The 9,002-nt window shown below is 57.7% G+C and carries 7 protein-coding genes and 1 tRNA gene; 3 read left to right on the top strand and 5 right to left on the bottom strand.

Annotated features, from left to right (window positions below; all coding sequences use genetic code 11):
* Nucleotides 1-11: 11 nt before the first annotated feature.
* Nucleotides 12-1,667, bottom strand: a complete 1,656-nt coding sequence (gene pgm, locus ACXIUA_RS08830) for a phosphoglucomutase (alpha-D-glucose-1,6-bisphosphate-dependent) (RefSeq protein WP_457976595.1) — start codon at nt 1,665-1,667, stop codon at nt 12-14.
* A 169-nt stretch (nt 1,668-1,836) separates the two neighbouring features.
* Between pgm and ACXIUA_RS08825 the strand changes: the two genes are divergently transcribed.
* The 3 genes from ACXIUA_RS08825 to ACXIUA_RS08815 are packed head-to-tail and all read left to right on the top strand — an operon-like array spanning nt 1,837 to nt 3,998.
* Complete coding sequence (locus ACXIUA_RS08825) at nt 1,837-3,255, top strand: alanine/glycine:cation symporter family protein (RefSeq protein ID WP_457976594.1); 1,419 nt, start codon at nt 1,837-1,839, stop codon at nt 3,253-3,255.
* A 21-nt stretch (nt 3,256-3,276) separates the two neighbouring features.
* Complete coding sequence (locus tag ACXIUA_RS08820) at nt 3,277-3,648, top strand: CrcB family protein (protein WP_457976593.1); 372 nt, start codon at nt 3,277-3,279, stop codon at nt 3,646-3,648.
* Complete coding sequence (locus ACXIUA_RS08815; RefSeq protein WP_457976592.1) at nt 3,648-3,998, top strand: fluoride efflux transporter FluC; 351 nt, start codon at nt 3,648-3,650, stop codon at nt 3,996-3,998. The genes ACXIUA_RS08820 and ACXIUA_RS08815 overlap by 1 nt, the downstream gene beginning before the upstream one ends.
* Nucleotides 3,999-4,178: 180 nt before the next feature.
* Here the strand turns inward: ACXIUA_RS08815 and pulA are convergent, their stop codons facing one another.
* The 4 genes from pulA to ACXIUA_RS08795 all read right to left on the bottom strand — a co-directional run bounded on the left by pulA (nt 4,179) and on the right by ACXIUA_RS08795 (nt 9,002).
* Complete coding sequence (gene pulA / locus ACXIUA_RS08810) at nt 4,179-7,400, bottom strand: type I pullulanase (RefSeq protein WP_457976591.1); 3,222 nt, start codon at nt 7,398-7,400, stop codon at nt 4,179-4,181.
* A 191-nt stretch (nt 7,401-7,591) separates the two neighbouring features.
* A tRNA-Ala gene (locus ACXIUA_RS08805) sits at nt 7,592-7,664 on the bottom strand.
* Between the two features lie 85 nt (nt 7,665-7,749).
* Nucleotides 7,750-8,478, bottom strand: coding sequence for a DsbA family protein (locus ACXIUA_RS08800; RefSeq protein ID WP_457976590.1), 729 nt, complete (start codon nt 8,476-8,478; stop codon nt 7,750-7,752).
* 53 nt (nt 8,479-8,531) lie between these two features.
* On the bottom strand, nt 8,532-9,002 hold the full coding sequence (locus ACXIUA_RS08795) for a MauE/DoxX family redox-associated membrane protein (RefSeq protein WP_457976589.1): 471 nt from the start codon (nt 9,000-9,002) through the stop codon (nt 8,532-8,534).

Below are 9,002 nucleotides of genomic sequence, written 5' to 3'. Positions count from 1 at the left end.
GATTGGCCATTCTATCCGAGCACCTGCGCAACAAGCTCTTTCGCAGCCTGCTGCACCTGCGCCAAGTGCTCCTTGCCCTTGAAGCTCTCGGCGTAAATCTTGTACTTGTCCTCCGTACCCGATGGTCGCGCCGCGAACCAGGCGTTTTCCGTGGTGACCTTCAGGCCGCCAATCGGTGCACCGTTGCCTGGTGCCTCGGTCAGCTTCGCGGTGATTGGTTCACCAGCCAGCTCGGTCGCGGTGACTTGCTCCGGGGAGAGCGCCTTCAGCGTCGCCTTCTGCTCGCGGTTCGCCGGGGCATCGATACGAGCGTATGCCGGGGAGCCGAACTTCTCAGCGAGCTCAGCGTAGCGTTGCGACGGCGTCTTCCCCGTCACAGCTGTAATCTCCGCCGCGAGCAGATCCAGAATCAGGCCGTCCTTATCAGTCGACCACACCGTGCCATCCTTCCGCAGGAAGGACGCACCCGCGGATTCTTCGCCGCCGAAGCCAACGGTGCCGTCGATAAGCCCTGGCACGAACCACTTAAAGCCAACCGGGACCTCAACGAGCGTGCGCCCAAGCGATGCCACAACGCGGTCAATCATCGACGAGGACACCAGCGTCTTGCCAACTGCGGTGTTGTCCACCCAGCCTTCGCGATGTGAGAACAGGTACTCAATCGCGACGGCGAGGTAGTGGTTCGGGTTCATCAGGCCGGCGTCCGGCGTGACGATCCCGTGGCGGTCCGAGTCAGCGTCGTTGCCGGTAGCGATGTCATACTTGTCACGATTGTGCACCAGCGACGCCATCGAGTCCGGCGAGGAGCAATCCATGCGAATCTTGCCATCAGTGTCGAGCGTCATGAAACGCCAGGTCGGGTCGACCTCCGGGTTCACCACGGTCATATTCAGGCCGTGCTTCTCAGCGATTGCACCCCAATAATCGACGCTCGCTCCGCCCATCGGATCTGCGCCGATGCTCAGACCGGATTCACGAATCGCCGCAATGTCGACGACGTTCGGCAAGTCATTGATGTAGTTATTCAGGTAGTCGTAGAGCTGCGCACGCTCATCGAGTACGCCCGACGCTGCGGAGCGCTTCACGCCCTCCAAACCGTTTGCGATGTACTCGTTCGCCCGCTTCGCAATCCAGTCAGTCGCGTCCGTGTCAGCCGGACCACCCGACGGCGGGTTGTACTTGAAACCACCATCACGCGGGGGATTGTGCGACGGCGTAATCACAATGCCGTCCGCGCGCTTCGGATCAGTACCCGTGACCCCGCCAGAAAGCTTCGCGTTGTGCGACAAGATTGCGTGCGACACCGCCGGAGTCGGTGTGTAACGCCCAGCGGCGTCAACAAGCACCTCAACCCCATTGCCAAACAGCACCTCAAGCGCGGAGACCATCGCCGGCTCAGACAACGCGTGTGTATCGCGCCCGATGAAGACCGGACCGCCAATGTTTTGCTCACGGCGGTAGTCGACGATCGCCTGCGTGGTCGCCAGAATATGCACCTCATTAAACGCGTTATCCAGCGAAGAACCACGGTGACCAGAGGTACCAAACACCACCTGCTGGTCAGGATTGTGCGGGTCTACATCACGGGTGTAGTAAGCAGTCACCAACGACGCGATATCGATCAAATCTTCCGGGCGGGCAATCTGGCCAGCACGTTCATGAGCCATACGACAACATCCTTTCGAATACGTTCACACCCATCTTTCCCTTTTTTGGAAACTTCCGCCAGAAAAGTCGTACAAACCGTGTACACACGGAAGGTTATGTGTCTATTATCTCAATCACGTTATCGGGATAAAGGTAACCTGGCCCACACCCTATTGCGAAAGGATCACGATGGCTGCGCAACTCAACGAAACCCTCGGTACGATCGCCTCGTTCGTCTGGGGCCCATTCCTGCTCATCCCGCTGCTGCTCGGCACGGGCCTCTTCCTGACCGTCCGAATGGGTGGCATCCAGTTCCGCACGCTCGGTCGCGCGACCCGCCACGCGTTCGTCGATAAGAATGAAGAAGGCTCCGGCGACATCAGCAACTACCAGGCCTTAACGACGGCCCTCGCCGCAACAGTCGGCACCGGCAACATCGTCGGCGTAGCCACCGCGATCTCGATCGGTGGACCGGGCTCCCTGCTCTGGATCTGGGTCACAGGCATCGTCGGCATGGCGTCGAAATACTCCGAGGCCTACCTCGGCGTCCGCTTCCGCACCACCGACGACAACGGACGCCAACAAGGCGGACCACACGAGTACCTCCGCCGCGGAATCCCAGGCCCGCTGGGGTCCGTGCTCGCGGTCGCGTTCATGCTCTTTACTATTTTCGCGTCTTTCGGCATCGGTAACCTCACTCAGGGCAACTCCATCGCTGCAGGCATGCAGGAAGCGTTCGGCATCGAACCTACTGTCTCCGGCATCCTGATCTTCATTGGCGTCGGCGCAGCCATCTTGGGTGGTATTGAAGGCATCGGCAAGATCACCGCAGCATTCGTCCCCCTGATGATTGTTCTCTACGTCGGTGGCGGCATCGTCGCGCTCGCTTTGATGGCAGACCAGATCCCTGCAGCTATCTCTCTCATCTTCCACGACGCGTTCACCGGTTCAGCCGCGACCGGTGGCTTCGTCGGCTCCACCATCATGATGGCAATCCAGTTCGGTGTTGCCCGCGGCATCTTCTCCAACGAGTCCGGCATGGGCTCCGCAGCAATCGCCGCTGCGGCAGCGAAGACCCAGCACCCCACCCGCCAGGCGCTGGTATCCATGACCCAGACGTTCATTGACACCCTGATCGTTGTTACCATCACTGGCCTTGTCATCGTAACCTCCGGGACCTGGGACATGGGACGCGACGAGGCAGCAGTCATGACCGCACGCGGCTTCTCGACGGTCCTGCCAGGCACCTGGGGCGGCGACATCGTCTCCGTTTCCCTCATCTTCTTCGCATTCTCTACGATCCTGGGCTGGTCCTACTACGGCGAACGCGCCGCAACCGCCCTCTTCGGCCAGTGGGCTTCATTGCCATACAAGATGTTCTTTACCGCCGTAGCGTTCCTCGGCGCCACCACGCACCTCGAACTCGTATGGACGTTCTCCGACCTGGCGAACGGCCTCATGGCAATCCCGAATCTCATCGGCCTACTGCTGCTTTCCGGGCTCGTCGCCCGTGAGACTCGCGATTACCTCAAATTCGATCCGAAGCTTCGCCGTAGCCCCGAGGAGGTTGCAGTATTTGTAAAGCAGCAAGGCATGAATTGGGAGTAAGCGCACTAGTAGACTTCTAGTGTGCAATTACAAAACATTGAGTCGAATGAGCCCCTCGCGGTAGGCGTCGGAGCTGGCACGGGAGCACTTACACGCTACGTGCTTACAGCGGGACTCCTTGCGGTGCTGCCAGCAGCACCGCATTACGCATTTCTGGTCACGCTTGGCATCAACGTCTTAGGCAGCTACGCAATGGGTTACTTCCGACCAGGCCCACTACTCGGCACAGGTTTCCTCGGAGGCTTCACGACGTTCTCCGCCCTCACCGTCGCCGCAGCGCAAACGACGGCAACCACTGCGTTCATCTACGTACTCTCCAGCGTTGTTCTCTGCATCGCTGGCTGGTGGGCTGGCAACGCCATGCGTGAGTGCAAGGAGACAGGTGATCGATAGTGTTTATTGACCCAATTGCCATCCCTGCAGTGTTCTTTGGCGGCGCGTTAGGCGGCGCCACACGGTGGTGGATTAGTTCCGCCCTCCCACCGCGCAAGGGCACCTTCACGGCCAACGCTGCCGCATCCATGGTCCTCGGCTTTACAGTCGCGATGGCGCCGATATGGGCAGTGTTCATTGGAACGGGATTTGCTGGTGCGCTCTCTACATGGTCAACGCTCGCCAAAGAAGCAGGAATGCTGCTCAAAGAGCGCAGGTACGCACCATGCGCAAAGTATCTGCTGTGGACGCTCGCCGTCGGCGTTGCATTCGCAGGGCTAGGCGTTATGCGCGGTAACGCGGCATTTTAGACGATACAAAGCGCTGCAAATACCTTTTGTGTGGTGTCTCTGTTGGCCAGAATCGGTCACCACCCACACACCACCATCCCTGTTGTTTGTTGTGTGGGGTGCACAACAAAAAAGAGTGTGGTGGGTACCACCACCCCCACAACGGGAATAATGGAACCCACCACACACAAGAAAATGAAGTTATAGGCCGGCGGTGGTTGGCTTGACAGACGTGCTCGGTGACGGCACTGCCTTTGTAGAACTCTTCACCGTCGTCGTCGGCTCCGGCTTGGCAGACGAACTCGGCTCCTCGCTCGTAGTCGGGTTCGGCTTCGCGGTCGCGCTCGTGCTTGGCTTCACGCTCGGCTCCGGCTTGGCAGTCGTACTCGGCTCCTCGCTCGTAGTCGGGTTCGGCGATGTCTCAGGCTCAGGGGTCTCTCGCAGCAGCATGATACTCAACGGTGGAACAGCAACCTCTCCGGTTGAGGAAAGAGCGCGTGGCTCGCCGTAAACATCCATCCCCTGAATCATGACTTCGTACTCGCCAGCAGGCAGTGGGGCCTGCCATGGTTCGGATGCAGCGTTCACGTACACGAAGGCGTCGCTATCACCTGCAAATGCATCCTTCACGGTGTAGCCCACGTGGTTCGTGTTGATGCTGTCTGCTTCCGCAGTGATTTCGTGAGTGTACTTGCTGTTGATCGCTTCATAGCTTGGTAGGCGCATGAAATCGTACTGCTTACGGAACGCGTTCAGGTCGCGGAAGAACTGAACTTCCTTTGCGAACTGTGCCGCCCTGTCGTAGTCGAATACGTTGACTGCGTCGGGCGACTTATACGAGTTATGATCGCCCGACTTCGTGCGCAGGAACTCTTGCCCCGCGTGAATGAACACTGCACCGTTCGCCAAGTACTGCGTGGCGGTACCCAGCGTGTGCCGCTTTGCGATCTCTCCATCAGAGGCGTGCGGCATGCTGCCCTTGAGCTTGTCAAACATCGTGTAGTTGTCGTGGGCCTCGTTGTACACCACGGACTGCTCCGGGCCGAGGTAGTCCCGCACGTGCTGGGCACCCTTAATGTTGTTCAGCAAGTCCCACGAGCGGTGTTCCTGGTTCGCTCCGTTGATGAAGCCGGTGTGCGTCAGCTCGAAGTTGTCGCCCTTGACGGTGTCGCGGTACTGATCGTTGAAGAAAGCAATGCCAGGCAGTTTGTCGGCGTTCTTCTGGTTCGCACCAAGTACGCCGGCTGGATGGTTCCCCATCTCCCAGCCTTCACCGAGGATAACGATCGACGGATCAATCTCGTTGAGTGCTTCGCGTACGGCGTTCATCGTCTCAACGTCATGGATCCCCATAAGGTCGAAACGGAACCCATCGATTCCATAGTTCTTTGCCCAGTACGTCACAGAGTCGACGATGTACTTGCGCATCATCAGTTGCTCTGAAGCAGTTTCATTGCCGACGCCGGTCCCGTCAAAGAAGTTACAGTTCGAATCCATCCGGAAGAAGTAGTTGGGAACCGTCTGCTGCAGTGGCGAGTTTTCCGGGGTGTATACGTGGTTGTACACCACGTCCATAATGACCCGAATATCGTTGTCGTGCAGCGTTGAGATCATGGACTTCAGCTCCACAATCCGCGCGTTTGGGTCCTGGGGGTCCGTCGAATAGGAGCCCTCAGGAACGTTGTAATTCTGTGGGTCGTAGCCCCAGTTGTACTGCGCATTAAACGACAAGTCACCGGTCTCGTCCACGGACCCAAAGTCGTAAATCGGCAGCAACTGCACATGGGTGACGCCGAGGGACTTCAGGTAATCCAAGCCGGACAGGTTACCCGCCTGCGTCTTGGTCCCGGCTTCGGCCAGGCCCAGGAACTTCCCCTTGTTTGTGATGCCGTTGTCAGGCCCGATGGTCAGGTCACGCACATGCGCCTCGTAAATGATGGCGTCGCGCATCGAAGAAAACGGTGCCATCCGCTTGCCGTCCCAGTTGTTTGGGGCTGTCTTCTCCGCATCGATAACTACGGTGCGTGTTCCATTTGCAGTCACTGCCCGCGCGTACGGGTCAATTGCTTCGTTGACTGTTCCGTTTTCAAACGTGAGCCGGTAGCGGTACTCCAAGCCCTGCTTGTCACCATCGAGGGTGAGTTCCCAGGTTCCGCGCTCACCCCGCTTCATCGGAGTCGCAGCAGCATCGTCGGAGTAGTTTACGAATTCTACCGACTTTGCCGTTGGTGCCCAAACCCTAAACGTGGTCTTATCCGGGCTGTAGATCGCACCGAGCTCGCCGTCGTAAAAATACTTCTCGTTAAACTCTTTCGAGTGCAACGCAGAGCACTTGTCCTCAGGCGCCGGTGGCACGTCGTCCTTGGAGTAATAAATCGTGGAATCACCCTCAACTAGCCAGATCTCGGCTTTTCCATCCGGGAAGTCCGAAACATAAAGGTCATCAGGACTATTTTTCGACGCCCACTCATTACCAGGATCCGAGCGCCGCACTACAAGACCAACTTTCTCGATCCCCTTGGGGTTTTCGTGCGTGATGGTAGCAGTGTGATCATCCGTGAAATCTACCCTATGCCCGTCCTCATCCGGCAACCAGGTCCACACATTCCAGTTTTCGTAGTTATTATCGTGCCGCACATAGTGCACGGTGAGCGAAACCTTCGTTGACAACCCATTCGGTTCCTCTGCAGGAGTGAACTCGTAGCTGCTGTCGGCATCAATAGTTATATGCCCCGTGGTGGGGACATCGCGCAGGTCCTTCGATTGCCACGCCCACTCCCGCTCGGCAGTCGAGCGACGCACAATCAAGTTGACCTTGTCGTGCCCAGCAACGGACGGGATTTCTGCAGTAAGCTGCCCAGCCCCATTCTTTCCAGTAAAGGGAACTGACGTTCCGTCATTCTCTCCGTACCAAACCCAAAGGTTGTACTCGCTTTCTGAGACAGCAGGATCAGGGGTGAAGCTCACCTGCAATGCGCACTGCGCTCCAGTACGGAACGGCCCATCGGGCTTATAACTGAAGGAGCATGCGTCTGCCTTTGCATACACCGAGTTACCGGTCTGTACGCCTTCAAAGACTGCGGACTCCCATATGCGGTTTTCCTGCTCGCCCTGCTGGAGCGAAAGCGTATCTGTACGATACACCTGGAAATTTAAGGGGTGCTCTTTCGTTGCGACAGTCGCATACAGGTCGCCATTAGGCAAGACACTTGAGAACATCTGCCGCTGCTTGTTGTCGCCCTGCGCCCAGTAATCCACACGGTAGGTGGTAAGCGGCTTTTCAACCGCAGGATCCGGGGTGAAGGTCAGGTACATTACATCAGTGTTTTGGAAGGCTCGCGCTTCCGGCGCAGTACCTCCCGTAAACACCAACAGGAATGTCAGCAAGAACCCCAAGATGCTCTTATATGTTGGTGATTTCATTGGCCCTCCTAGACCAAAACAGCATCAAGATGAAAAATATGACCATTCCTTAAGTTAGCACGACCTAGAGACTCTTCAGTCACTTTAAGTACGGTTAGTAACCTGCATCACACCCTTAAGCGGGGGCTGTTCACCTTTCATAACAACAAAAAGCTCCCCACCAGTTCTTAACCGGTGGAGAGCACTCTCTGTGGAGCTAACGGGATTCGAACCCGTGACCCCCACACTGCCAGTGTGGTGCGCTACCAACTGCGCCATAGCCCCTCTGCTCTTGCAGAGCCTCCATCACCTTACACGTGGAGAGAGCCTGGCCACAAATCATGCAGCCAGGCCCCACGCGGACATACAGTTAGCTGTTTGCGACGGTATCGACCCAGTTGTCGATCTCGCCTTCAACGTCCTTGCCGTCAACCATGACGCGCGGAGTCCACGCCTCACCGGCGCGCTCTTCCTGCAGCTTCATGTTGCCGTTCGACATTGCGCGCGCCGCATCGTAATAGGTCTTATCGCGGATGTCCTGTACCGCCTTGTCGCTCGCGCCGTAGTCGCGGGCCAGGTCAGCAAGGTCATCGTCGGTCACCTTCGAGTACACGTCCTTCTGGTTGACCATCAGGTGGTCGCGGAGGTTCATCATCGCAGCTGGCTCGTTATTTGCGACGAGTGCCAGCTCCGCAGCCAGCCCCATCGTGGAGTGACCGTTGGTCAGGCCATCGAGCGTCACCATCGGGCGCAGCTCGACCTCAATCTTGCCCTCGCGCAGCTTCTCGAACATCTGCTCATCCGTCGCTACCGCCAGATCTGCACAGTGTGGGCACGAAAAGTCCTCGTACAGCTCGGCCATCGGGGCGTCGTCGACACCTTCGGCTGCGAGACGAATGAAGTGGTCGTCCTCGTTCCAGCTGACAGTGATGCCGCTGGTGTCAATCATGTTCTCGGCCATGGCGGCCTCGCGGCCCTTCTTGCCGTTGACGAAAATCAGGCTGATCACGAGCGCCGCGATCGCGATCACTGCAACGATTGCCCAGATGAACCCTGCACCGTTCTTCTCGTTCGGGTTCTTCACCTTACGGGTAGTCACGTATTTACTCCTTGACGTTGGAAATTGCCCAACAGCTTAATCGCTGGATGAGGCTATGGATAAATCGCAAACTTCTTGTACGGAACGTAAATCATGAACAAGGTCACCGCGATTAAGACGACGTCGCGCAGGATTGTCTCAATGAGGTTCGTGCCTTCATCTGACGGCTGCGGGCCAAAGCACCCACAGTCGATGACCAGCCCTCGCGACCACGCCGAGTACATCCCGATGATGAATAGCACCAGGACCCCGATCGAGACCCAGCCGCATTCGCGCAGCTTGATGCCAGCCAGCAGGAGCAGCCCACCGGCGAGCTCCAACGGTCCGATCCACTGCGCCAAAATATTCGACCACTCATGGGTGAAAATCTCGTACGCAATGATATTTTGCGCCACTTCCATGTGGGCGCCGATCTTCGTCCACCCGGCGACAATCCACACAGCCGCCAGCCCAAATCGCGCCGCAGCCGACGCGATTTCCAGCAGCTTGCCTCTTGCCTGTTTGGTCTCGTGTGTCTCAGTCAC

The organism is Corynebacterium sp. UMB8791, from assembly GCF_054166365.1.
Note: the sequence above shows the minus strand (reverse complement) of the source record. Positions and strands in the feature narration are given on the sequence as shown.